The 23,732-nt window shown below is 40.4% G+C and carries 21 protein-coding genes; 16 read left to right on the top strand and 5 right to left on the bottom strand.

The window, feature by feature from the left end; genetic code table 11:
* Positions 1-137: 137 nt before the first annotated feature.
* Both hslU and hslV read right to left on the bottom strand, forming a co-directional pair.
* Positions 138-1,460, bottom strand: a complete 1,323-nt coding sequence (gene hslU / locus E2H97_RS16075) for an ATP-dependent protease ATPase subunit HslU (protein WP_133408078.1) — start codon at positions 1,458-1,460, stop codon at positions 138-140.
* Positions 1,461-1,472: 12 nt separating this feature from the next.
* Positions 1,473-1,997, bottom strand: a complete 525-nt coding sequence (gene hslV, locus E2H97_RS16070; protein WP_133408077.1) for an ATP-dependent protease subunit HslV — start codon at positions 1,995-1,997, stop codon at positions 1,473-1,475.
* Between the two features lie 260 nt (positions 1,998-2,257).
* On the opposite strand from hslV, the gene E2H97_RS16065 reads away from it, so the two are divergent.
* From E2H97_RS16065 to E2H97_RS16040, 6 genes are all read left to right on the top strand, one after another.
* Positions 2,258-2,449, top strand: a complete 192-nt coding sequence (locus E2H97_RS16065; protein ID WP_133408076.1) for a hypothetical protein — start codon at positions 2,258-2,260, stop codon at positions 2,447-2,449.
* An 8-nt stretch (positions 2,450-2,457) separates the two neighbouring features.
* Entirely contained in the window at positions 2,458-3,033 is a 576-nt protein-coding gene (locus E2H97_RS16060; protein WP_133408075.1) for a YajG family lipoprotein, read from the top strand.
* Between the two features lie 10 nt (positions 3,034-3,043).
* A complete protein-coding gene (locus tag E2H97_RS16055; RefSeq protein WP_133408074.1) occupies positions 3,044-3,628 on the top strand; it encodes a peptidylprolyl isomerase in 585 nt (194 codons plus the stop codon).
* A 166-nt stretch (positions 3,629-3,794) separates the two neighbouring features.
* Positions 3,795-4,142, top strand: coding sequence for a hypothetical protein (locus tag E2H97_RS16050; RefSeq protein WP_133408073.1), 348 nt, complete (start codon positions 3,795-3,797; stop codon positions 4,140-4,142).
* A gap of 292 nt (positions 4,143-4,434) precedes the next feature.
* Positions 4,435-5,859 (top strand): hypothetical protein, encoded by a 1,425-nt coding sequence (locus E2H97_RS16045; protein ID WP_133408072.1) that lies wholly within the window; start codon positions 4,435-4,437, stop codon positions 5,857-5,859.
* A gap of 145 nt (positions 5,860-6,004) precedes the next feature.
* Complete coding sequence (locus E2H97_RS16040) at positions 6,005-7,357, top strand: AmpG family muropeptide MFS transporter (RefSeq protein ID WP_133408071.1); 1,353 nt, start codon at positions 6,005-6,007, stop codon at positions 7,355-7,357.
* A gap of 142 nt (positions 7,358-7,499) precedes the next feature.
* On the opposite strand, the gene E2H97_RS16035 is transcribed toward E2H97_RS16040, so the two are convergent.
* Positions 7,500-9,497 (bottom strand): hypothetical protein, encoded by a 1,998-nt coding sequence (locus E2H97_RS16035; RefSeq protein ID WP_133408070.1) that lies wholly within the window; start codon positions 9,495-9,497, stop codon positions 7,500-7,502.
* A gap of 171 nt (positions 9,498-9,668) precedes the next feature.
* On the bottom strand, positions 9,669-10,502 hold the full coding sequence (locus E2H97_RS16030) for a TIGR03899 family protein (RefSeq protein WP_133408069.1): 834 nt from the start codon (positions 10,500-10,502) through the stop codon (positions 9,669-9,671).
* Between the two features lie 214 nt (positions 10,503-10,716).
* On the opposite strand from E2H97_RS16030, the gene E2H97_RS16025 reads away from it, so the two are divergent.
* A complete protein-coding gene (locus tag E2H97_RS16025) occupies positions 10,717-12,474 on the top strand; it encodes an alkaline phosphatase D family protein (protein ID WP_133408068.1) in 1,758 nt (585 codons plus the stop codon).
* Positions 12,475-12,549: 75 nt separating this feature from the next.
* Here E2H97_RS16025 and tolC read toward each other — a convergent pair whose 3' ends face one another.
* Positions 12,550-13,869 (bottom strand): outer membrane channel protein TolC, encoded by a 1,320-nt coding sequence (gene tolC / locus E2H97_RS16020; RefSeq protein WP_133408067.1) that lies wholly within the window; start codon positions 13,867-13,869, stop codon positions 12,550-12,552.
* Between the two features lie 219 nt (positions 13,870-14,088).
* On the opposite strand from tolC, the gene nudF reads away from it, so the two are divergent.
* From nudF to E2H97_RS15975, 9 genes are all read left to right on the top strand, one after another.
* Positions 14,089-14,733 carry an ADP-ribose diphosphatase gene (gene nudF / locus E2H97_RS16015; RefSeq protein ID WP_246029018.1) on the top strand — a complete coding sequence of 215 codons (645 nt, stop codon included), beginning with the start codon at positions 14,089-14,091 and terminating at the stop codon, positions 14,731-14,733.
* Positions 14,723-15,154, top strand: a complete 432-nt coding sequence (locus E2H97_RS16010) for a DUF1249 domain-containing protein (protein ID WP_133408066.1) — start codon at positions 14,723-14,725, stop codon at positions 15,152-15,154. Before nudF ends, E2H97_RS16010 begins: the two co-directional genes overlap by 11 nt.
* A 17-nt stretch (positions 15,155-15,171) precedes the next feature.
* A complete protein-coding gene (gene cpdA / locus E2H97_RS16005) occupies positions 15,172-16,011 on the top strand; it encodes a 3',5'-cyclic-AMP phosphodiesterase (protein WP_170308332.1) in 840 nt (279 codons plus the stop codon).
* Positions 16,012-16,048: 37 nt separating this feature from the next.
* Complete coding sequence (locus tag E2H97_RS16000; protein WP_133408065.1) at positions 16,049-16,630, top strand: YqiA/YcfP family alpha/beta fold hydrolase; 582 nt, start codon at positions 16,049-16,051, stop codon at positions 16,628-16,630.
* A gap of 75 nt (positions 16,631-16,705) precedes the next feature.
* A complete protein-coding gene (gene parE, locus E2H97_RS15995) occupies positions 16,706-18,616 on the top strand; it encodes a DNA topoisomerase IV subunit B (protein WP_133408064.1) in 1,911 nt (636 codons plus the stop codon).
* A gap of 117 nt (positions 18,617-18,733) precedes the next feature.
* Complete coding sequence (locus E2H97_RS15990) at positions 18,734-19,393, top strand: TnsA endonuclease N-terminal domain-containing protein (protein WP_133408063.1); 660 nt, start codon at positions 18,734-18,736, stop codon at positions 19,391-19,393.
* On the top strand, positions 19,377-21,404 hold the full coding sequence (locus tag E2H97_RS15985; protein ID WP_133408062.1) for a Mu transposase C-terminal domain-containing protein: 2,028 nt from the start codon (positions 19,377-19,379) through the stop codon (positions 21,402-21,404). The genes E2H97_RS15990 and E2H97_RS15985 overlap by 17 nt, the downstream gene beginning before the upstream one ends.
* Positions 21,405-21,406: 2 nt before the next feature.
* A complete protein-coding gene (locus E2H97_RS15980) occupies positions 21,407-22,480 on the top strand; it encodes a TniB family NTP-binding protein (protein WP_133408061.1) in 1,074 nt (357 codons plus the stop codon).
* A gap of 62 nt (positions 22,481-22,542) precedes the next feature.
* Entirely contained in the window at positions 22,543-23,730 is a 1,188-nt protein-coding gene (locus E2H97_RS15975) for a TniQ family protein (protein WP_133408060.1), read from the top strand.
* Positions 23,731-23,732: the final 2 nt, after the last annotated feature.

Here is a 23,732-nt window from a genome sequence, read left to right as displayed (position 1 = left end):
TTCACTATCCCTGCTTAGGTAGGGAAAAAGTTATTGAACCATTGTCACTCCTGCGAAGGCAGGAGTCCAGTGTCTTTAATTCTCGTTGAGACAAAGTCACTGGGTGCCTGCCTTGACAGGCACGACGTTATTACCGGTTACAATACGAAGCGACTTAAGTCTTCGTCTTGTACCAAGTTATCAAGGTGACCGTTGACATAGTCTGCATCGATAGTGAAAGTTTCACCTGACTTATCAGAAGCGTTGTAAGATAACTCTTCCATCAGTCTTTCCATTACCGTATGTAGACGACGAGCACCAATGTTCTCAGTACGCTCATTCACTTGCCACGCAGCATTAGCGATAGCTTCAATGCCTGATTCAGCAAACTCAATATTCACCCCTTCGGTAGACATTAGGGCTACATACTGCTCAGTTAATGAGGCGTTTGGCTCAGTCAGAATGCGCTTAAAGTCATTCGCAGATAGGGCATCTAACTCAACACGGATCGGCAGACGACCTTGAAGCTCTGGGATCAGATCTGATGGCTTCGCCATTTGGAATGCGCCAGAAGCGATAAACAGAATGTGGTCGGTTTTGACCATGCCGTGTTTAGTGTTAACGGTGCAGCCTTCCACTAATGGCAGCAAGTCGCGTTGTACACCTTCACGAGACACGTCAGGACCTGAGCTTTCACCGCGCTTACAAATCTTGTCGATTTCATCTAAGAACACAATGCCGTGCTGTTCAACCAGTTCAATTGCGCTTTCTTTTAAGTCATCTTGATTCACCAGCTTAGCGGCTTCTTCTTCGATAACTTGTTTCATCGCATCTTTGATTTTCAGCTTTTTACGCTTTGATGGTGTTTGCCCCATGTTTTGGAATAGACCCTGAAGCTGATTGGTCATGTCTTCCATACCTGGAGGAGAAATGATCTCTACACCGACCTGCGGTGCGGCAATATCAATTTCAATTTCTTTATCGTCTAACTGGCCTTCGCGAAGTTTTTTACGGAATACTTGGCGAGTTGAAGAGTTTTTGTTTTCTTCATCCCAATCGTCTTTTACTGGTGGCAGTAGTGCGTCCAAAATACGTTCTTCTGCGGCATCTTCAGCACGATGACGCACTTGCTGCATTTGTTGCTCACGAGTCAGCTTAATTGCCGCATCGGTCAAATCGCGAATGATTTGCTCAACTTCCTTGCCTACATAACCTACTTCGGTAAATTTAGTGGCTTCTACTTTAATGAAAGGAGCATTAGCAAGCTTGGCTAAACGACGAGCGATTTCGGTTTTACCGACACCCGTTGGACCAATCATTAAAATGTTTTTTGGGGTGATTTCTTGGCGAAGATCGGCATCCAATTGCATACGGCGCCAGCGATTACGAAGCGCAATGGCAACGGCACGTTTGGCTTTTTGTTGGCCAATAATATGTCCATCTAGTTCATGAACGATTTCTCGAGGAGTCATTTGAGACATAATCAATTACCACTAATAAGTTAATTCTTCGACGGTGTGATGCTGGTTGGTGAATACACAAATGTCACCGGCAATAGTGAGTGCTTTTTCTGCGATCTCTTTAGCATCAAGTTCAGTATTTTCTAATAACGCAAGCGCGGCTGCTTGAGCAAAGTTACCGCCAGAGCCAATGGCAACCAGATCGTGCTCAGGTTGAACCACATCACCATTACCAGTGATGATGAGTGAGCTTTCGCCATCCGCGACAACTAACATGGCTTCGAGTTTGCGCAGCATTCTGTCGGTGCGCCAGTCTTTAGCAAGTTCTACAGCAGAACGTAATAAATGTCCTTGGTGCATTTCTAGCTTTGCTTCAAAGCGTTCAAATAAGGTAAAGGCATCGGCGGTACCGCCCGCAAATCCGGCTAGGACTTTTTCGTGATATAAGCGGCGAACTTTACGGGCATTGCCCTTCATTACGGTATTGCCTAGGGATACTTGCCCATCTCCAGCAATGACCACTTTATTGTTGCGACGAACAGAAACGATAGTAGTCACAAGTAATTCCTCATAGTGATTTGGCTCAGTGTACTGAGCAAGTCGATGAAATTGATATAGGGTCAAACTCTAAGATTTCAAGCTTATTTGAATAAATTATCGGAATTTTGGTTTTGTAATTTTTTTACAATTATTTAGCATTTTCACTTGTGATTAAATTTCAGGTTTTGATACTCTCTAGCCTCAAAAATAATAATATATGTGTGGGGCTGACTTCCGTTAAGGTTGTTTTTAGCTCCCAGTAGGACAGGACGAAGTAGATGTCGAATAATAAACAGGCAAAATATCCTCCATTAGCGTTAATCAAAACTTGGGTTTGGATGATGGTGGAGTCTAAAGAGCCTCAAATTCGTGAAAAGGGAAGAAGTAATCTTATCAACGCTTTTGGCAGTTTAGCCAATGCTAATACCTATATCAGTGAACAGTTGAAACAATCAGAATCAGTTGAATAGGAGAATTTATGAAAACTCGTGCATTACTGTTTATGTTGTCGATGACATTAGCGGGGTGTGCCAGTAAAGCCCCTACTCAAATAGTGTTATCTCCTTCAGTGCCTCATTTATCCTCGGTGCAAACAGGTATTTCTGCTATCAGTTTACAGGTAGTCGACCGTCGCCAAGCCAACTTTATTGTTCGTCAAGACAGCAGTGCAACTGAAAATCACTTGGTGGCGCCAGCTGTGCCACCATCAAAACTGATCAGTCAGGTACTCACTCAAGCGTTTGAGAACCAGCATATTGCGGTTACGCCGCAAGCTCCGATTCGGCTGACCATTTATATTGATGACTTATTAGCGGATGTCATTCAAGAGTCGTTTGAGTATCAAGTAAGCAGTAAAGTGATCTTGTCACTAGAAGCCGTTAAAGGGATACATTCTTTTAAAAAGCGTTATCAAGTTACTGGGAGTTTGTCAGGCTCTTTGCAACTGGATTATTCACAATTGGAATTGGAACTGAATAAACTTATCGATCAAATTACTTCAGATGTATTAAACGACTCAGAGCTGAATGAGTTTATGGCATCCAGTACAAAATAAAGGGTACAAAATGATAAAAAGGTTAGTTTTTGCTGCGTTAGTTTGTTTGAGCAGCTCCGTTTTTGCTGTCGATATTCAACCTAATAACTTGTTTCCAAAAGTGGAAATGAATACCACGATGGGAAAAATAGTCGTAGAACTTGATAGGGATCGCGCGCCGATCACCGTCGATAACTTTCTCACTTATGTAGTGAAAGGCGAATACGATAATACGATTTTTCATCGGATCATTCCTGAGTTTGTGGTGCAAGGGGGTGGCCTTGATCCTAAATTACAAGAAAAGCCCGAAATGAAGCCGATTGTGAATGAATCTGGGAATGGTTTATCCAACATGACAGGTACGATTGCCATGGCTAGAGATAGCAACCCACATTCAGCCAGTCGTCAGTTTTATTTTAATGTGGCAGATAATGAACGCTTAGATCCGTCGTCACGACGTTGGGGCTATGCGGTTTTTGGGGAAGTGCTTGAAGGGCAAGAAGTCTTAATGAAAATGTCACAGGTTAAAACCGAAACCAATACCGTATTAGAATGGCCTGATGTTCCTGTAGAACCCATCATACTTAAGAGTGCGAGATTGTTGCCAAGAAAATAAAAATTTTTTTCGAAAAAAACATACGCGATCGATAAGTTGATCCTATACTGGTTAAGCTACAAAAAAAAGCAACACCCTCCAAATGATTTGAAAGCGCTATGTTTTGTTTTCGGGGAAGTTTGGGGATACAAAATGAGGACATAAGAAAATAATTATGAGGCGAACGATGACGACGCAAGACTTCATCGATGAAAAAGCGCCCCAACTTGCTCATTACGGCAAAGCATTTCTTAGTCAACAGATTGATTATAATGAAGTACAACTGTATTTGTGGGACACCTTAGAAGAGTGGCAACGCTTAGAAGTTCTTGGTGATACTCAAACCGACACAGAGACCGTATTTTGGCACTTACTTCACAGCTTCAGTAAATGGCCAGCCTGGGCAATCCGGGGAAATCACGTATTACGTCAACAAATCAGTGATTGTTGTGATTTTTTAGTTGGTGATGGTGCAGTCCCACAAGGTATTGTGGGTGCGAGACCAGATTCAGCGCAACTACATCGAGTTGGATAAAATATTCTCTCAATCAAAATAACCCATATCGTGAGATATGGGTTATTTTTTTGTTTGCAATCAGGACACGTCCTCTACTGAGATATGCAAGTAACTTCGCTCCTACTTCACCTCAGCATAAACAAACTCATTCCAAGGCATGAATGCTATTGACCAGTGTTTCAATATAATAATGCTGAAATAGAATTAAGTCATTGAAAAAGTGAAAAAATATTAATGTAAGCAGCCTTAAATAAAGGACTTTGAAGTATTAAAATTATTGTTCAAGCAAGATGTTAATAAGGTTCTTATTATGGCTGCGGAAGTTCACAGTACTCTTGGTGCCACTCCTCTGTGTTCTACTACTAAAAATCAAACGATCTGCGATCAATTTTTACAATTTAAACAGCGCCTCATTTCTTCATTCCCTGCCGTAAGCTCTATTACTAGCGCATTGTATTCAGCAGGTGTGATTTCTGAAGAAACAAAAGCATGGGTATCAACGGCAAAAGGGGTATCAAGCATAGATATGATGGAGCGGGTTTTTAACAACATACAAGGCCGCATAATGATGAGCCAAGAACCCATTGACATCATCATCAAGGTCATTACCGTTATAGAAGGCGATAGCGGTGCAGGAAAGTATATCGCAGCCAGTATGAGAGAGGTTTTTCAACTTCCAGTTCAAGCTAGAGTACTTGCTACTCCCGCTCCGCTTACTTGTTTTCACTCTACAGAACCAGTGGCATCGCCTAGGGTCACTGACGTCACATCAAGATTACATTCATTCTCTTTATCGACATTAACTCCAGCTGGTGTAGTAACACCTGAATCTAAATTACAATCAATCAAAGCGTTAAAACAAGCCCTTGGAGTCGCAACAAAAGAGCAAATGAAACAAGCATTTCAAAACAGTTTTGATGCATTTTTAAAGATGATTGCAAAAGATCCTTTTGTCATTGCAAAGCAAGCATTTGAAAGGAGATTGATTTCTAGTGCAAACTTATCTCATATAGAAACTGTAACTCAGCAAACAAATAGTGGTCGAGCCATAGTGTTATTAAATTCAGTAGAGCCCTTGATAACGCTTTCTAGCATAGACGAGCAATCGACTCGCAATTATCTCTTAATATTTATAGCGATTTGCTCAGAAAATCCAGAAATTACTGATGACCCTGCCGCTGCTTTTTTAAATCAACTGGTTCTTGAGCAAACTGCTTCATGCGACTCTGCAGATGGCGCTCAACCTATTGATACTGCTAATCAAAGCACTAGCCAACAGTTGCTTTCTACACCTAGTTCTGCGGGTGTTATCACTCCTAAGTCGAAGCCTCAGTTGATTGGTGAGTTAGAACAATCACTTGAATCAGCGACAATCGTTCAAATTAAGCTGGCGTGGAATAATAGCTTTTTTGAAATCAAAAAGGAGCTAGCAAAAAACGTCATCGCCACGGCCGATCAAGCTTATGCTGAAGGTTGGATTACTCAAGCTACCCTTGCGAAGATCAAAAACACTCGAAGTCTATCAGATGTTAGTAGGTCAGAGTATTTATTGGGTGAGGTGGAGCAGAGAATTCAGCCAGCTTCTCCAAATAAGGAAGCATCTTGTCGTAATATTATTGCATTCATGAAGTTCTGCCCTGAAAGTACTATGACTAAGAATGAGCCTGTGGCCATTTTTTTAAGACGACTCCAAGATGAAAAAAGTAGAAAAGCGTCTATCCCATGGCGACGCTGATCTGATCCGCTGTACTAACTTCTAACAACATGCTTTAAGGTACTATCCGATTCATTCTAGAGTTCATCATTATTGGGTTTTTAAAATGGAAGTCTGTCGTAGACTTCGTTATCCTGAGGATATCGATTGTTACTAACACTCAATTATGCAACTTGTCACAACTTTGAAAGACGCTTTATCTGTTTATGCTCACAAAAGAGTGTTACTCATTTTATTCTTAGGCTTTTCTTCTGGTTTACCCTTAGTTCTCGTATTTTCTACTTTGTCTTTTTGGTTAAGGGAAGCAGGCATCGAAAGAACGGCTATTGGTTATTTTAGCTGGATATTAACCGCTTACAGCGTGAAATGGTTGTGGGCACCTTTAGTCGATAAGATTCGATTACCCCTATTAGCAAATTGGTTGGGGCAACGTAGGAGCTGGATGCTTCTGGCCCAAATTGCATTAGTGTTTGGTATTTGGGGCATGTCTAATAGTGATCCTGCGGCCAATATTGAACACCTTGCGTTATTTGCGCTGCTGGTGGCCTTTGCATCAGCAACACAAGATATTGTGATTGATGCGTTTCGTATTGAGTCAGCACCTGAAAAAATGCAGGCTGCATTAGCGGCGGCATCATTACTGGGATATCGAAGTGCGATGATCATCGGTACTGCAGGGGCGCTTGCGGTGGCGGCTTGGGTGGAGCCCAGTACTCATGGTTACCATTTACATGCTTGGCAGTTTTCTTACAAAGTGATGTCAGCTTTAATGTTAGTGGGCATCATCGTGACCTTGTTTGCAAAAGAACCTGTTGTAGATAAACAGCAAAACCAATTGCTAGACGATAAAATCAAATCACAATTTAGAGAGAAGTACCCGCAGCAAGTCGCAGACATCTTGTCATGGTTATACAGTGCTTGTGTGATCCCTTTCAGCAATTTCTTCAACCGATATGGTAAACACGCCATCGTTATTTTGTTGTTGATCTCCACTTATCGTATCTCTGATATCGTGATGGGGATCATGGCGAATGTGTTTTATGTCGACATGGGATTTAGCAAAGAGGAAATTGCCTTTTTAAGCAAGGTTTTTGGTTTGATCATGACTCTGGTCGGCGCGGCATTTGGCGGTATATTGCTGGCTAAATTTGGCACCATGCGTATTTTATTTCTTGGTGCATTGCTGACAGCGGTGACTAATCTTCTCTTCGCAGTACAAGCCATGGTGGGGCATAGTGTCCCTTTACTGACAGTCATCATTTCAATTGATAATTTCAGTGCTGGTATTGCGACAGCGGCTTTTATTGCCTACCTGTCTAGTTTAACGGCTTCTGGTTACAGTGCGACTCAATATGCGCTGTTATCGTCAATCATGCTGCTATTCCCAAAATTTGTCGCAGGTTTTGCAGGGGCGTACGTTGATGCTTTTGGCTACGTGAATTTTTATGTTGTAGCAAGTCTCATTGGATTCCCTGTGTTGTGGTTAATCTGTTTAGTTAACCGCACAGAAAGAGCTTAGTGGGGACTTTCTTTGAAACAAAAAGCTGTAGCGTTATCGTCTGTTTATGTGGGTTTATCACACTGCATAACCTCAGTCTTTTACATGTCATCAATAAGTTGGAAATAATAATAAAACAAACTCTGAACACGCTCTAATGAACTTATGATTCTATGGTAACCATTACAAAATCATCTTTTCCGCTTAAAGATTGAGTAATTCTTTTTCCTTTAAATACTGTAGTTGATGCTAATTTGCTGGAGTTGAGTGTATTTTCAGTGGTACTAGATGATTCTTCACTAGAGCCTAGTGTGTTTTCAGTGGTGGTGGATGATTCTTCGCTAGAGGGTTCAGAGTCTGGGCTTAGTAAAAGATGCTCAAATTCCGCCTCATCATGTTTGGGGTCACTCATTTCCACGTCCTCAAACAGAGACGCTAACAATTCTCCACTCGGGCGAGGAATTTGTTTAGTAAAAATCAATTTTAATAGCTTGTATTGATCTTCGGCTGACATTGAATCCCAGTCTATCGGATTACGATTAATAAAGGTAACCAGTTTACTAATACCGAAAGTAACATATTTAGTACAACGCACTACATCAAAAGGGCCTTGCCATTTAGTGCGTATTACTCTGATTTTTTTAGAGTAAATTGGTGAGACCCTTTTAGAGTCAATTAAAACCACTCCGGCTTTCGAAATGATGCAAAATACAGCATGTTTTGAACGCTCTGAAGTTAAGCTTGGACGTTTTAGTGCGATGGGAATGATCAATAATTGTTTTTGAACAAGAGGGGAATAGGCTCTGAATTGAGCTTGAGTTTCTTTAAAATAGGTTTCAAGTTCTTCTTCTATAAGTTCGACATGATGGGCAATAATCACATATCGCTGTCGTGGGATATCAATGAATTTAACCAATTCCAAATCAATGTTGGCAGGAGTTATAGCCTCAATTTCATTGGATTTTTTGATTTTTTGCTTTAGAAAGTGAGAAAGCGAAGCTTCTTTTTCTTTAGTTGGGCGATATTGTTTCTCTAGTAAAGGGTTTTGAGTGTTAATCACAAGTGTGTGTGCCTGAGTAAAGGTCAACATTTCAGGTTCTGGTAACACTGATGCTGAAAAGGTTTCTTGGGGATAAAGGGTAAGAGACGAAACTGGAACATGGTGAAACTGAAACTTTTCTTGTTTCGATACATAAAAGGCTAAAACTTCCATAGTTGTATCTATTACTTTGTCTTCAAATGATTTTGTGGTGGATTCACATTGAAGCTTTGTAAAGCCGATACAAATTAAATTCTCGATGCTATGGTTTTTTGTATCGGATGGGTCATCGTCGCTTTTAAAGGGGATTAACTTCAGAAAGTCATTATCTTTTTCTACAAGGAAATAGAGTTCTTGTTCTGGCGGTCCGTCCTCGCTGGGGTTGAGATCAACTTTTACCATTTTCAAATTCGGCTTCTTTAAGACTATTTTTATGAGATTAGATAAGCCGACTAACATACCTGTTTCAGGAAACCACATGATATTGAATTGTGCACGAATCGTTTCAGATAAGGTTAGATAGTGCGCTCTAGCATGCTCTATTGTCGAATGGCTATCAAATAAAAGCTCAACTGTCGATTGATGGCTCCTTGAGAGTGAAAGGAGTGTGAGTGAACAGCTTATAGATTGAGTCGGTGATTGGCTTTGCTGTGGCTCTTTCGGTATGTATTTAATTTGGTAGGGTATTGCGTTGTGGCTTGCTTCTTTAATTGATGGAAGGGGAACACAAGTAGCAATGACAGTGTATTTTTCGAGAGTAAAGTCATGTGCTTTTTCTGTATTTTCTTCAAGTATTTGCTGCCAATAATTATAGGCACCCGCAACGTGAGATGCGGCTTGAGCGATAGGGTCGCAATCATAACGGGGCTCATCAAAAAACAATCGGTAGCGATTATTATCTTTTCGCTGAACATTAAAATAGACGGTTCTCGTCGCGGATGAATCATTTACATCAACGATTTCGATTTCTAACATTTTTTGTTCACATAAGGCTAGACCAATGCTTTCGAGTCCAGAGATGCTTGGATAACCGCTTTCTGTTTTGGGAGCTCCTTCATTCCAAAATACTTTTGCAGAACTCGCTTGAGGGCAAGCTGTAATTGACGCGGGAGGTGAAGCCATTATTCCTCCTTACTTATGCAAAAATACCGATAATTTATATTAGATGCTAAGTACCTGATTACCAATGAGTATTCAATATGGTTAAAAGTGTTTTTTCTTTTTAATCATGGTGTTACCTCCATTGCTGGCTGAAAAATTAATCTAGAGTTCATATTGAATTTATTTTCTTTCTTAATCAATCAGTTGAAATTCAGCATTTAGAAATTCAGTTAAAATGCTACTGACTTGCTTAGTTTGTTGGCGAGAGGGAAGTAATTGGGCGATTTCATTGCCTATGGTCGAAAAACGGTAATACCCCAACACAAGTTGGCCGTGTTTCGGGGTGATCCGTAGGGTATTCAGACCAAAGTCCAGTAATAACGGTTGCTTTGGGTTCAACTCTCCCGTTTCAAACTCTTGCTTAAGTAAAATTCCCGCTTCTATTAACGTCACAATATACGAGTAAGGTAATCCAACCTTGGCCAAGTTCAGAGTTTCTTTAGATGACTTAGCAAACCAGAGTCGCCATCCTCCTGTGATTCGGTAATGACTCAGCAGTTTAATTTGATTATCACGATTAATGGTGCAAGTTAAAGCTGATACTTTTTCTATGATTTGCGCCTCTCGTTGAGTCAGCTGGGTTAACCGCTGCAAGGTGGCCACGCTGAAATGACCTGGAGAGGAGATTTCTCGAGTAAGGATTTTTGCCCACAGTTCCTGCATTTTAGGGTTATGAATGGTTTCGGCTAAGACGTAAAAATGGTGTAGCCAATCTGGGTCGAGATCCGTTCCTGTTACATCAGCAGGGATCAAAGCAATAGCCTGCTTGTATATGGCTTCTAGGTTTTTTTGGAAAGTGGAGGCTTGCTGCTCATTACGATATTTTGCCCTTTCCACTAATGAAGCATTACTGGGTTGGTATTTACCATCGGCAGCCAGACCGATTCGCGGAGCTAAACTCAATAGCTTACGTTTGGCTGATACGTCCTTGGTTTTATCCTGTGTTTGGGTCACGGCAATACTCATTTTACCCTTTTTCCATCGCTGTTCCTGATACTAGGGGCTGTTTATCTTTCAGAATGCAAAATCATCTCTAAAGATAAATAGCCCTAGATATTACCGCTAACGCTAGCGATGTAACAAGATTTCGGAATTAATTTTTATACCGTTACTTTGCTGTAACAAAGCGCCGATAGCATAACTTGGTACGACCAGTAGTATCAACAAAGGAACAAGGATAATGCAAACAAGGGTGAGTCGACGTGACTTTTTGGCTATGTCAGCTAAAGGAGTCGGTGCTGCAGTTATTTCATATGGTTTGATGGGCTGTAGTAGTGATAGCGATAAATACGTTAAGGCTGATTTTTTACATGGGATTGCCAGTGGTGATCCTACTCATGAATCCGTCATTTTATGGACTCGAGTTACACCAGAAAAGCAAGGTGAAGCCAAGGTAAGCTGGCAAGTTGCAACCGACAGTAATTTCGACAATATCGTTACAGATGGCGAAATGATCACAACAGCTGAGCGTGACTACACAGTAAAAGTGGACGCCATAGGATTAAGGTCGGGCCAAGGTTACTACTATCGATTTAGAACCAATAAAAAATACTCAGTGGTAGGGCATACTAAAACACTTCCACAGGGCGAAGTTGCCAAAGTAAAGTTAGCGGTTATGTCTTGTTCAAATTACCCAGCTGGTTACTTCAATGTGTATGAAATGGCCTCTAAAATGGCGGACTTGGATGCGGTTGTCCACTTAGGTGATTACATTTACGAATATGATGCCAAGGGATATGGCAGTGAGAGAGCCGAAGAATTAGGGCGTGTTTCTGAACCTAAACATGAAATTTTAAGCTTAACGGATTATCGTCTTCGTTATGCTCAATATCGCACGGATCTTAGCTTACAAAATATCCACAAAACTACACCGTTTATTGCGGTTTGGGATGATCACGAAGTCAGCAACGATACTTATAAAGACGGTGCTGAAAACCATGATGAAAAGACTGAAGGCAGTTTTGAGGCTCGGAAAGAAGCCGCTCTGCAAGCTTATTTTGAGTGGCTGCCAATACGTCCATGGCGTGAAGGCAATCACGAGCAAATTTATCGCAGTTTCCAGTTTGGCGATCTGGTTGATTTGTATATGTTGGACACTCGTATTATCGGCCGTGATAAGCAACTTGATATTAAAAGATATATCAGTAGTTCTGGCTTTGAAGCGGATCGCTTTCGTGCAGATGTAACCAATACCGATCGAACCATGTTGGGTCAAGAGCAATTAACGTGGTTGCAGGGGCAGCTTTTACAGTCGACAGCAAAATGGCAAGTGTTGGGGCAGCAAGTCCTAATGGGAAGAATGCTGTTACCTGCGGCAATAGCAACAAGGCGTCTCAGTGTTGAGCAATATGCAACATTGGGGGCATTGGCTAAATTGGCGGCTCGGGCTAAAGCGAATGATCCGACGTTAACTCCTGAAGAATTACAAAAATTAGCAGCCAATCAGCACTTGTTGACACCAGAAGTACTTGCGGCACTTAAATTACCAAATATTCCGTATAATCTTGATGCTTGGGATGGCTATGCCTATGAACGAGAGGTGATTTTAACGACGGCTAAGTCTAAAAATCATAACCTTGTTGTATTAGCAGGGGATACTCACAACGCTTGGGCCAATGAATTAAAAAATACTAAAGGCGAGGCCATTGGGGTTGAGTTTGCTACTGCTTCGGTGACTTCACCTGGACTAGAGCGATATTTAAACATCGCACCTGAAAAAGCGAGAGCTACTGAAGCTGGTATTGTTCAGCTTGTTGAAGATCTTAAGTATATGAACAGTCGTGATCGCGGTTTTATGACGGTTGAATTTACCCATCAAAAGGTCAGTACGGAATGGCATTTTGTCGACACTATTACTTCTAAATCATTTAAAGCATTGGAAGAACGTTACACCAAGGCATCGACAAAGGCAGGAGAGATGAAAGTTATGATGGGGTAATTTTCAATTAGCGATAAATCATAAAAAAACCGCACTAACAGAAAGTGCGGTTTTTTATGAGTATTTGAAAGAAGATTATTTATTCAAACCATTATTGATACCAATAATGTCATCTTCATTCAACGTACCCGCAGCTTGCTTAAGAGCAAGAATCGACTTGATGTATGTATAACGCGCATCAGACAACTGACGTTTCGAGTTATACAAATCACGAGTACGGTTAAGTACGTCAACAATGGTACGAGTACCCACTTCAAAACCGGCTTGAGTCGCTTTTAATGCACTTTCAGAAGAAAGCACTGATTGCTCATAGGCTTTAATCGAGCTAATTGCGGCTTTTACATTGTTAAAGTTATTACGAACATTTTTTACCACACTGCGGTGCGTTTGTTCTAACTTTTGGCTAGCAGCAACAAAGTCATACTGAGCTTGCTTAACTTGTGATGATACCGCGAAACCTTGGAAAATAGGTACATTCAAGGTCACACCAATTGAGCGATTATCGGTATTGTTAGTATCAACATATTTACCTACCTTATTGATACCCTTACCATCATAGTTTTTGGTATATGAACCATTCAAACTTAGCGTTGGTAAGTGACCTGCCCATTGTGCATCAATCGCTTCTTTAGCGATTTCTTTACCGATTTGATCTGTGGTTAGTGCGATGCTTTTGTTTTCAGCCAGCTTTAACCATTCATTGCTCGATTGTGGCGAAGGTGGAACCGCTGAGAAACGCTTGGTATCTAAAGTATCGATATTCAGATGATCTACGCCCGTGATTTCACGAAGTGCTTCGTAGCTGTTATCTAGGGTATTTTGCGCGTTAATTTCTGATGCGGACGCTAAGTCATACTGTGCTTGCGCTTCATGGACATCAGTGATTGCGGTTAAGCCTACAGCAAAGCGTTGTTTTGTTTGCTCTAGCTGACGATCAATTGCGCGCTTTTCTGCTTGTTTAAACTCGTAATCATCTTTAGCTGTCAACACATCGAAATAGGCTGATGTGACGCGGATCATTAGCTCTTGCAGAGCGCCTGCGTACTGTGAGTCAGCTTGGGTTGCGGCTTTTTCAGCTAAATCAAGTCCAATCCATACACTGTGATTATAGAGGTTTTGACTTAGTGTGACACCAGCACTATAACCTTGTTGTTGCGGGTTAGAGTCAATCCAACGTTTGCTGTAACCAACGGTACCACTGATAGTCGGCATTAAGCCTGAGCGGTTTTGCTCAATTTTTTCATATAACGAGTCACGTTGTGCTTTGGCTTGTAGTACAACAGGATCGTTGGTCAGTGCTTGTTGATAAATTTGAAGTAAATTATCCGCATATGCCACTGAAGACGTCGTAGCCAAAGCTAGTGCAGCGCATATAGATTTCATCTTAAATTTCATTTTCTGCCCTTTTAGACATGATGTCTGTATTTCAAGACAAATAACCTTAAAACGTGCCTAAGTTCTTGGTATTGTTACGACCATAATCATTAGGCGGTTGGCGCTTCCCGACGCTTTCCTGTACATCTTAGTGATGAATAGTAAAAATGAATGCTATTACAGTCAACTGCGAAGTGTAACAGATTTTATCAGCTATCTGTGTGTTAACCTTGAAGAATTATGAAACCTTGGGTTGCAAGAATTGGAATGAATGAGTTTAACAATAATGATGTAAAGCTACTGTCTAAGCAAACGGTTTTTCAGGGTTTCTTTAAAGTTGAAGAATACCAGTTTGTTCATCGCTTATTTGCTGGTGGCTGGAGCAAACCCGTGAGCCGAGAAGTGTTTGAGCGCGGTGATGCCGTGGTCGTTTTACCTTATGATCCTGAACGCGATCAAGTGGTGTTGATTGAGCAAATTCGCATCCCAGCTCTAGGAAAAAACGACAGTCCGTGGTTACTGGAACTGGTAGCCGGAATGATAGATAAAGACCGAACTCCAGAGCAAGTCGCGCACGCTGAACTTAATGAAGAAGCGGGATTAACAGCTAAAATGCTTACCCCAATTAATCAAATCTTGGTGAGTCCTGGGGGAACATCAGAACGATTTTTCTTTTATTGGGCTAATGTCGATGCTTCAGAAGCAAAAGGGCTACATGGTTTAGCCTCAGAGCAAGAAGACATAAAAGTACATCTAGTATCGCGAGAGCAAGCTTATCAATGGTTAGAGCAAGGTAAAATTAACAACGCCGCTACTGTCATAGGATTACAGTGGCTACAATTACACTATCAAGCCATACAGGTAGATAGTCGGCATGCCGAGTAGCAAAAAACAATATCGACCTAATGTAAGTCAGTTTTTAGCCTTGTGTGGACGTAATTATCATGAGTTGTTACGTTGGCTTCCGGCTCAAATTGAGCTGGGTCAGTCTTATGTGGTTTCAGGCAGTACAGCGAAACTGGAAGTTCAACTTGTTGAGAACACCAAATATACTCAACTGATAGAGATCCGACGTCCCTTATCATCATCAGCGCATAACTATATTAAGCAGCCCAAAGTATCCGTTCGTTTATATCATGATGCGCAGTTGGCAGAAGTGTTAAGCAGTCAACAGATTTATCACCTCTTACCAGTGTATGATTACCCGAACCCTGAAATGCATCAAACGAATGAAAAATATCAAATGAATGCATTTTTATCAGAATTGCTCATAATAGGCCGTCAAATTGTCATAGAAGATGAATGATGGAAAGGAACACCGTTGTGACCGATACCAGTATCACTTATGTAGGAAAACAAACTGACAATATACAAGTGGTGCAAATCACCGATACCCATTTGTTTGCATCTGACGACGGTCAATTACTCGGAGTGAATACGGCTCAGAGTTTTGAAGCTGTGGTCGATTTGGTTATTGACAATCAGCATGATGCCGATTTGGTCATGATGACGGGGGATATCAGCCAAGACAATACCATTGAGTCATACCATCGCTTTGCCAAGCAGAGTCAACGATTAGCATTACCGTGCCATTTTGTTCCGGGAAATCACGACGAAAACCAAATGATGCATCAGGAGCTTAAGGGGGAACATCTTCGTCCTGAAAAACACCTGATTTTTGATAATTGGCACATCGTGATGCTGAATTCAACCATTGTGGGTAAGCCGGCGGGAAGATTAGAAGAATCTCAGTTCAAAGTAATTGAGCAAGCCGTTCGAGCTCATCCCGATAAACATCTTTTATTAGTGATGCATCATCACCCCATCCCTGTCGGCTGTCGTTGGTTAGATCAACACTGGATGCAAAATGGGGGGGATTTTCTTGAAAGAGTCAGTCAATATCCACAAGTGAAAGGCATAGTTTGGGGACATGTTCATCAAGAAGTGAATGAAGTTTATAAAGGGCCACATGGTGACATTCCATTACTCGCTACGCCATCCACTTGTATTCAATTTACCCCTAAATCCAACCATTTTGCCTTAGATGGACTACAGCCGGGTTATCGTTTGCTGCAATTGCAAGGCGATGGTAGCATTTGCTCAACCATTTATCGTCTTAAAGGTGATAAATTTTCACCAGAACATGAAGCCAGCGGGTATTAAAATCAATTTGTTGAAATTATCCGCAGCGTGAGGAACTATGCTGCTTTACATTCATGGATTTAACAGTTCTCCCCAGTCTGATAAAGGACGTGAGACAGCCCAATTTATTGCCAAGCATTATCCGGACTTACCCTTTTATCAACCTCAGTTACCTTTTTGCCCTAAGGCGGCTATGGAGCTTTTAAAAGGTATTGTTGAAAATGCTCTGCAAGATGGGCAAGCATTACGCTTTTTAGGTTCATCATTAGGTGGGTATTTTGCGACTTACTTGGTTGAGCAATATGGTGGAAAAGCCGTGTTAATTAATCCATCTGTAAAGCCATATGATTCAATGAAGGCTTGGCTCGGACAGCAGTATAATCCCTATACTGAAGAGTACTTTGACGTTATCCCTGAGCATCAGCATCAATTACTGAAATTGGATACGCCTGCTATCATTCATCCTGAGCAAATATACGTATTGCAGCAAGCGGGTGATGAAGTATTAGATTACAGACAAGCCATAAATAAGTATCATAGTTGTAAGATGACATTAGAAGCGGGCGGTAATCACAGTTTTGTTGGTTATAAGAACCACTTACCCGCCATTGCCGAATTTTTGCAGTTGACAAATTGTTAACAGACACCGCAACATGGTTGTTTAAAGCGAGTAGTCAAACGCCCATTCATTAACCTAAAGACGCTAGAATCAGTTATGACCAATCAATATACCTCGGATGCTATTGAAGTTCTAAACGGACTGGAGCCAGTTCAACGTCGTCCTGGCATGTATACGGACACCACTCGTCCAAACCACTTAGGTCAAGAGGTGATTGATAACAGTGTCGATGAAGCCTTAGCGGGGCATGCCAGCAAAATTGATGTGATCCTACATCAAGATAATTCGCTAGAAGTGATTGATGACGGGCGTGGTATGCCGGTTGATATCCACCCTGAAGAGGGCATTCCTGGCGTGGAGCTTATTCTGACTAAGCTTCATGCGGGGGGGAAGTTTTCTAATAAAAACTACCAATTCTCAGGTGGTTTGCACGGGGTGGGGATATCTGTAGTAAACGCCTTATCAAAGCGTGTCGAAATCACGGTACGTCGTAGCGCTAAAGTCTATCAAATGGCGTTTGAAAATGGTGATAAGGTTGAAGAGCTGCAAGAAATTGGCACTTGCGGTCGACGTAATACCGGAACAAGAGTACATTTTTGGCCAGATGCCAGTTACTTCGACTCAGCTAATTTTTCGGTTACCAAACTGACTTACCTTCTTAGAGCCAAGGCCGTATTGTGTCCTGGTCTAAAAATCAAATTTGCGAACAAGCAAACCGGTGAGACTCAAGAGTGGCATTATGAAGATGGTCTAAACGACTATTTACAAGAATCCACCAAAGGCAATGAAATGCTGCCGCCAAAACCTTTTGTCGGTAGCATGAGCGCTAAGCTAGAAGCTGCTGATTGGGCGATCACATGGCTGCCTGAAGGTGGAGAATGCCTTAACGAAAGCTATGTAAACCTTATTCCAACACCACTGGGTGGTACTCATGTCAATGGCTTTCGCCAAGGGCTGTTAGAGTCAATGCGAGAGTTTTGTGAGTTCCGCAACCTGACTCCTCGTGGGGTTAAGCTTTCACCTGAAGACATTTGGGATCGTTCATCATTTGTACTGTCTATCAAAATGCAAGATCCGCAATTTGCAGGACAAACCAAAGAGAAGCTTTCGAGCCGTCAAAGTGCCGCATTTGTTTCAGGCATTGTTCGTGATGCGTTTTCATTGTGGCTTAACTCCAATACCGAATACGCAGAAGCTTTGGCGGAAATGTGCATTAATAATGCGCAAAAACGCCTAAAAGCCGCGAAGAAAGTGGCCCGTAAAAAAGTCACTCAAGGACCTGCACTGCCAGGTAAGCTTACCGATTGTAGCACTCAAGATCCGATGCAAGGGGAACTCTTCTTAGTGGAAGGGGACTCAGCAGGCGGCAGTGCTAAGCAAGCGCGTGATCGTGAGTTTCAAGCCATCATGCCACTGAGAGGTAAGATTCTAAACACTTGGGAAGTGGATGCTTCACAAGTTTTAGCCTCACAAGAAGTGCATGATATTTCTGTTGCGATTGGCTGTGATCCTGACAGTGAAAACATCTCTGAACTCAGATACGGAAAAATTTGTATTCTTGCCGATGCTGACTCTGATGGACTGCATATCGCCACGCTTTTATGCGCCTTATTTATGAAACACTACCGAGTACTGGTTGAAAAAGGCCATGTTTACATTGCAATGCCGCCTCTGTTCCGTATCGATATTGGTAAAGAAGTGTTTTACGCCCTAGACGAAGGTGAAAAGCAGGGCATACTCGACCGTATTGCGGCTGAAAAGAAAAAAGGGAAAGTGCAAGTCACTCGATTTAAAGGTTTGGGTGAGATGAACCCATTACAGCTTCGAGAAACCACCATGGATCCCAATACTCGTCGTTTAGTGCAACTCACCATTGATGATGCTGAAGAAACCTTAGCATTAATGGATATGTTACTGGCTAAAAAGCGCAGTGGTGACCGTAAAACTTGGCTCGAAACTAAAGGTGACTTAGCCGAAATTAATTGTGGTGATTCGACCATAAGCTGACATTTAACGACCATAAGTTGTCACTCAATGCTCATAACATGTCACATTAACAAAGCATAATTTGACATTAACGTGATGTAGCGTGACTCTGACGAAAATTTATCAGAGTCACTTGCAATGGCAAAAAAGCAAAAGCGCAGAGATGTTCGAAAGCTGATGTCAAAGAGCGTAAATGTCTTTCATGGAAGGAAAAGCGAGGATTACCCAACATACACTGAAAGCCCACTCGAAGCTGACCTTTGCTATCATTTAGAGTTCGATAAGAACGTCGTAAGCTATCAAGCTCAACCCTTCCCCATTACTTATTTCTTTGATGGAAAGTTAAGAAGTTATACCCCTGACTTTAAAGTTACATATCAAAACGGATCTGTTGTTTATATCGAAGTCAAATATGAAGCAGATAAAACACGAATTGATAATTTTGAACAATGGATTGAAGCAATCAATCAATCACTTATCTCTCAAGGTTCTAGAGTTATCGTAATTACCGAGCTTTTTATTCGAAAGCAGCCTACCTATGAAAATCTAGTTAACGTTTACTCTGCAACGCGTCTCAAATTAGATAAAGCATTTTTAGTGAAAATTATCACGGCATTCGAATCAAAAAAAAATCTCACTATTGCAGAGCTAATTACTCAAGATAAAAGAGAGTATGAATTAGAACAAATTCATAGGTTGATCTTTGAGCGTAAGTTAATAGCTCCAATTAATATTGAGATAATCTCAACATCATCAGTAATTCAACATAGTGGTGAGAGTTATGAGTGCTACATATAACAACGAAGACTTTCTATTGATAACTAATGATGATATTTCAAGGCAGTTTCAAATTCTTTCGTGTAATGCAAGAGCAGTTAGACTTCTTGATATAGTTACAGGCGTTGAATCAGAAAGAAAAGTTACTGAATTGGATGAGTTGATTGTGTCTGGAAATGCGGCAATTCAAAAAAAGGACACACAAGCCCGCAAGCGACTGAATCCAGAATCTAGAGACTTTGGCAGTTATCCTGAGAAGAGCAAATCTCAAGCAAGAGATAGACTAAAAATAGTTATGGGGGTTATTGAGGCGAAGCCTAAATCTTTTTCAGCAAAGAGATTAGAGCCAATTATTTCAAAATTATATTCTGAATATACTTTTGAAACCCTTAAAAGAAAGCCTTCTTCAAGAAGTGTCATAAGGTGGATTCAACGATTCTCAAGTTCAGGACATAATATTAGATCGTTATTACCTTTCGATGAAATGAAGGGAAATAGGGAAAATAAAGTAGATCCTAGAATAGAGCCATATGTTGAAGCAGCTATTAAACACTTTAAATCTCCAGAATGTCCATCTATTGCTAAATCGTATGATGAATTGAAAAAACTTGTTTATTCCAAGAATGCTGAAATTGTTGATGAAGCTAAAAAAATGAAGCCTATGCACTATTCGGCATTCGTCAAACGTTTAGAAAAAGAAGCGCCCAAGGAGTTAACTAAAGCAAGATTTGGCAAGGAAGCGGCTAGAAAATTATTTAGAGAAGCTAAACAACCTCAAGAAATATCGCTCATTTTGCAACGAGTGGAAGTCGATCATACAAAACTAGATTTATTTATTGTTGATGAGAAAAACTTTTTACCTCTTGGCCGGCCTTGGGTAACAGCGCTAATTGATTATAAGTCTAAATCGATTCTTGGATTTCATATAGGTTTTGAGCCGCCTAGTTATTTGAGTATAGCCAGTGCGTTACGTCATGCAATTTTGCCTAAGTCTTACGTTAAAGAAAGGTATCCTGAAGTAAATTGTGACTGGAATTGTTACGGTATCCCTAAAAGCATTGCTGTAGATAGAGGTAAGGACTTTGAGAGTAAAGCGTTTGAAGATGCTTGTATGGATTTATTTATTCGAATTCACAGAAATCCAGGTCGTCATGCGTGGTATAAAGGTTCAATCGAATCATATTTCAACACGTTAAATAAACGCTTATTGAACGACTTAAAAGGAAAAGTCTTCCCAAATATTGGTGAGAGCAACAACTATAACCCACAGAAAAATGCAGTAATTTCGTTTGAAGTATTTATGCGAGTTTTCCACATTTGGGTTATTGATATTTATCAACAATCTAAAGTCAGTAAAGGAACCATTATACCAAGAGTCAGTTGGGAAGAAGATCTAGATGTGGTTACAAGAGGAGCCATTAATCGAGATGCTTTAGACATAATTCTTTGTGAGCATAAAACTCGAATGAATAGTGAAAAAGGAATTGTGTTAAATCATATTTTTTATGATAACGAGCAGTTATATAAATTGCGTGCATTGACAGGTATAAGGAAAGTACATATCAAGTTTACTCGCGAGAACTTAGGGTTTGTTTGGGTTCAAGATGATCAAAATAACCAAGAAAATGTTTTTTTCAAAGTGCCTGCAATTAATCAAAAGTATGCTTCAGGGCTAAGGCTGCATCAACATGAAGTTATCAAAAACTTTTGTGACAAGATGCTTGATTTAGAGCTAAATGAAGAAAATTTAGCTCTAGCTAAAATCAAAATGGAAAATCTCATATCTGATTGGGTGGACACCGTAAATGCAAAAAAAGTATCGAGTTTACAAAAAGCGGCAAGATACTATGGCGTCGGTCAGCAATCCGACCAAACAGTTGTATCGACTGTGACTAAAGATACTATTGAGAATCAACTAATTTCTTCCTCCACGGCTACTGAAGAACGGTTAAAAAAAGGTGATGAAAATGAAAGTGGATATGAGTTTTACGATGGCAAAAATAATTTATTGCCAGATGAACTAGAGTTCTAATTATGAGCAATGAGTCTGAGTTATTCACAGAGCACCAAAAAAAAATCGTGAAACAAATAAAGAACATTTTTGTTGCAACAGATACATTACAACTCATTCTGGATGAAATGAAAGAAATTAGAGAGTTAAGTAAAATTGATGAATATGAAAACCTTCCAGAGTGTATTTTCATCGGTGGTGAAACTGGGACAGGAAAAAGCCACTTCATTAAGCAGTATCAGCGTGAATATGATAGGTACGATTTAATAAGCCATCTAGGGGAGAGAACTATAGTGCCTGTTCTCTATTGTGAACTACCAAAAGCTACCCACCCTAAGCCAGTTGTTTCAGAACTTCTTGACGTGCTTGGTGACCCTCTCAAAGGTTTAAAAGGGGACGTGAGACAGTTGACTAGCCGACTTGTTCATTTGCTTAAAGAAAGTAAAACAGAATTACTAATCATTGACGAATTACAACATGCTATTGAAAAAGCAAGTAATACGGTTATCCAAGATATTGGTGAATGGTTTAAGATTTTAATAAATAAGAGTAAGATTCCTATCGCTTTCTTTGGAGAACCGTGGGCAACAGCCGTATTTGACGTTAACCCTCAATTAAGTAGAAGAGTTAGTAAAAGAGATTTTGTAATCCCTAATTATACAGCCCTTACTTTCGACAAGTTTCAGATGTTCATTGAAAATCTTCAAAAAAAGCTACCGATAAAGCCTGCTCAAGATTTATTTGACGATGAAATGGCATTTAAACTATTTGCTGCTTCAAGCGGCAATTTATCAAATTTAGTAAAAGGTATTATAATGCCAGCTAGTATTTCAGCTTTGAAGGAGGGAGCTGATTGCTTTACAGAAGAACATATGAAGTTAGCATTTAAACAGCGAAAAAGCTTAAGCCAAAAAGCAAACTTTGTAATAAAAAATCCTTTTAAAAAAAAGATTGATGACATTGAAGGTTGGCAGCAATTAACAAGCTCACACTGGGATAATACCGCTAATACTAAAGCTGAACGTATAATCCATGCTACCTACAGTAGATTAAAATTTAAAGATATACCAGCTAACCAGATTTTATCTAAAAGATAACCAAGTCCCACTTTGTGAGGTAAGTCACGATTTATTTTAAGGTGCGAATTAGACTGTGCATCATGACTTTTCTTATTCGTAATCGTGTCTTCAAAGATGAAACTCTAGAAAGTTACTTCATTCGCCTCGCACATAGTAATGGTTTTGAAAAAATCAATCTGTTTCTGTCTAGTCTAAATGCTTTTTTTATCGAGTACGATATAAAACTCAAGGGCATATTGCCGACGGCTCTCTCACGACTAAACCTCTATAAAGCACATAACTCCAGTGCATATCGTGTACGAGCGATAAAACTACTAGAGGAATTTTGTGATTTGCAACCCAGTAGCTTGTTAAGAGTATCTGTGTTGAGAACCAATAAGCATTTTGGAAGTTATGCGGCATTAGCAAGAAGTAATGTGCTTTTTCCAAATATCATGCTTAGAGAGAAAGTTATTCCTGTTTGTCCCGAATGTCTTCAAGAAAAAAGTTATATTCGATTCATTTGGCACTTAAAGCCTATACAGCACTGCCCCAAACACCACGTAAAGCTAATTTTTAACTGTCCTGAATGCGGGAATGATATCAACTACATTCAAAATGAAAATGTAGAGCTTTGCTCATGTGGTTTTGATTTCAGGCAAATCAAACCACCAAATAAGATTGAAGAATCTATGTCGGCATCGCTTTTTGAATCCCCAGAAAATGCTGAACACCTCTCGCTAGAGTTCGGTAAATATTTGTGGTTTTCAAAGCGTAGTGGTGTCGAACTCGATGATGAGTGCTTTCTTTTAAAATTCAATCGCTATTTTTCAAATTGGCCTGACAATTACTTGTCTTATTTGAAAACTCAAGAAAGTAACGCTATTGAAAAGCAGACTTCAAGATTTAACCAAATTTCAGTAAACGATATTTGGCGCGATCAATTACGGAATGTGAAGCTTTCATCAACAGATAAAGTGAACAATTTAGTTTTAGAACAGTTGACTAACTATTTTATTGACTTAGTAAGACGTTACCCAAAATGTGAACATGCCAATGTTGCGGATACGCTAATTAATCAAGTGGATAGTGCACTATTACTAAGAACATCGGTTGAGCAGGTGTTTCGGCTGCTGGAGGATGGATACTTGAGAGTTAAGTTCGGAGTCCCAACTGAGGCCATTTACAAGCCTCATATTCCGATTTTTTACTTGAGAGAGGTTATTGAGCTAGTCCAAGCGCAAGGCGCAAACACTACCATGTCAAATCACATCATATCGGCTTGGTGAAA

This window comes from Parashewanella tropica (assembly GCF_004358445.1).
GTDB lineage: Bacteria > Pseudomonadota > Gammaproteobacteria > Enterobacterales > Shewanellaceae > Parashewanella > Parashewanella tropica.
Note: the sequence above shows the minus strand (reverse complement) of the source record. Positions and strands in the feature narration are given on the sequence as shown.

Coding starts and splice junctions, on each gene's coding strand:
- tolC (WP_133408067.1), bottom strand. CDS start 13,869: ATGAAATTTAAGATGAAATCTATATGCGCTGCACTAGCTTTGGCTACG.
- E2H97_RS16045 (WP_133408072.1), top strand. CDS start 4,435: ATGGCTGCGGAAGTTCACAGTACTCTTGGTGCCACTCCTCTGTGTTCT.
- nudF (WP_246029018.1), top strand. CDS start 14,089: ATGAAACCTTGGGTTGCAAGAATTGGAATGAATGAGTTTAACAATAAT.
- E2H97_RS16050 (WP_133408073.1), top strand. CDS start 3,795: ATGACGACGCAAGACTTCATCGATGAAAAAGCGCCCCAACTTGCTCAT.
- E2H97_RS16060 (WP_133408075.1), top strand. CDS start 2,458: ATGAAAACTCGTGCATTACTGTTTATGTTGTCGATGACATTAGCGGGG.
- E2H97_RS16040 (WP_133408071.1), top strand. CDS start 6,005: ATGCAACTTGTCACAACTTTGAAAGACGCTTTATCTGTTTATGCTCAC.
- E2H97_RS15975 (WP_133408060.1), top strand. CDS start 22,543: ATGACTTTTCTTATTCGTAATCGTGTCTTCAAAGATGAAACTCTAGAA.
- E2H97_RS15980 (WP_133408061.1), top strand. CDS start 21,407: ATGAGCAATGAGTCTGAGTTATTCACAGAGCACCAAAAAAAAATCGTG.
- E2H97_RS16035 (WP_133408070.1), bottom strand. CDS start 9,497: ATGGCTTCACCTCCCGCGTCAATTACAGCTTGCCCTCAAGCGAGTTCT.
- E2H97_RS16055 (WP_133408074.1), top strand. CDS start 3,044: ATGATAAAAAGGTTAGTTTTTGCTGCGTTAGTTTGTTTGAGCAGCTCC.
- parE (WP_133408064.1), top strand. CDS start 16,706: ATGACCAATCAATATACCTCGGATGCTATTGAAGTTCTAAACGGACTG.
- E2H97_RS16010 (WP_133408066.1), top strand. CDS start 14,723: ATGCCGAGTAGCAAAAAACAATATCGACCTAATGTAAGTCAGTTTTTA.
- E2H97_RS16025 (WP_133408068.1), top strand. CDS start 10,717: ATGCAAACAAGGGTGAGTCGACGTGACTTTTTGGCTATGTCAGCTAAA.
- E2H97_RS15985 (WP_133408062.1), top strand. CDS start 19,377: ATGAGTGCTACATATAACAACGAAGACTTTCTATTGATAACTAATGAT.
- E2H97_RS15990 (WP_133408063.1), top strand. CDS start 18,734: ATGGCAAAAAAGCAAAAGCGCAGAGATGTTCGAAAGCTGATGTCAAAG.
- E2H97_RS16000 (WP_133408065.1), top strand. CDS start 16,049: ATGCTGCTTTACATTCATGGATTTAACAGTTCTCCCCAGTCTGATAAA.
- E2H97_RS16065 (WP_133408076.1), top strand. CDS start 2,258: ATGTCGAATAATAAACAGGCAAAATATCCTCCATTAGCGTTAATCAAA.
- E2H97_RS16030 (WP_133408069.1), bottom strand. CDS start 10,502: ATGAGTATTGCCGTGACCCAAACACAGGATAAAACCAAGGACGTATCA.
- hslU (WP_133408078.1), bottom strand. CDS start 1,460: ATGTCTCAAATGACTCCTCGAGAAATCGTTCATGAACTAGATGGACAT.